The 915-nt window shown below is 54.2% G+C and carries 1 protein-coding gene; it reads right to left on the bottom strand.

Going from position 1 to position 915, the window contains the following annotated elements; all coding sequences use genetic code 11:
• Positions 1 to 11: 11 nt before the first annotated feature.
• On the bottom strand, positions 12 to 743 hold the full coding sequence (locus ACNS88_RS17610; protein WP_435100657.1) for a hypothetical protein: 732 nt from the start codon (positions 741 to 743) through the stop codon (positions 12 to 14).
• Positions 744 to 915: the final 172 nt, after the last annotated feature.

Raw genomic sequence — 915 nt, 5'->3', positions numbered from 1 at the left:
CGTCTAGGAGGTTACTCTGTGAGTGTCACCTCCGCTGCGTATTGCATATCCGGGGTTTGAGGGTCGCGGTGTTGGACGATCACGACATACAATGCCTCCCTACAGATGTTCCGAATTGTCGTCTGCACGTCTTCATTTACGTCTTTGCGGACGTGCTCGTCGACGAATTGCGTCGCTGCCTGTTCTGCCTGAAGATAGAAGCCTTCCTCTTCATATGCGGTCCACGCAGTGCGTCCGGTCCACCCAGCAAGCCCCTGGTAAAGCCGTTCCCTGACGACGTGGTCAGCTGCGGTTTCCCACGCCGTTATGAGGTCGTCCGCAACATCCGGAGCGTACCGAACCAGGGTAGTGAACGGTTTTACAGGTCGCCCGACCGTTTCATGGCTGTCGATCGCGTCAAGCGCTCCATTAGCGATCCGTTCAGCAACATCGTCCCCTGCCAGTTCCAAGACTTCTGTCTCAAGGGTTTCACCGTAATCTGTGACTGTGAGCCGAGCTTCGTCACTAGGTTCAGACCACGTTCGAACCGCAATCCACTCCTCACCAGCTCTGATGAGGTGATTAGCTACGTTCCGATCTGAATCATAATCTCGGTTGTGAGCACTAACCGAGATATTACAATCCATTATCGGGTCATCGTGTCTGAGCGCCTCTTTGGCTTTGGCTTCAATTGTTTCGAAGCGGCCGCTATATTCATCGCTCTGGTCACTACCGCCGTCGGTTGGTGTATGTTGTCGCGTCATTGGTATCGCGTGCTAACCGCTGTCCGCACCGCAAACACGCGACGTCCGATGACGCGCTGGCCCCGCGTCATCAAAGGACTATGATACCAAGATTTGGGGTATCGGGTGAGCTTGCCAGAGATTCCTAAGCATCGTCAGAATACAGATGCATGAATTTTCTCGGGCGTCGCAT

Origin of the sequence: Halorubrum shenae (genome assembly GCF_051194165.1) — an archaeon.
Taxonomy (GTDB): Archaea; Halobacteriota; Halobacteria; order Halobacteriales; family Haloferacaceae; genus Halorubrum.
This window is presented reverse-complemented; position numbering and strand designations above follow the sequence as displayed.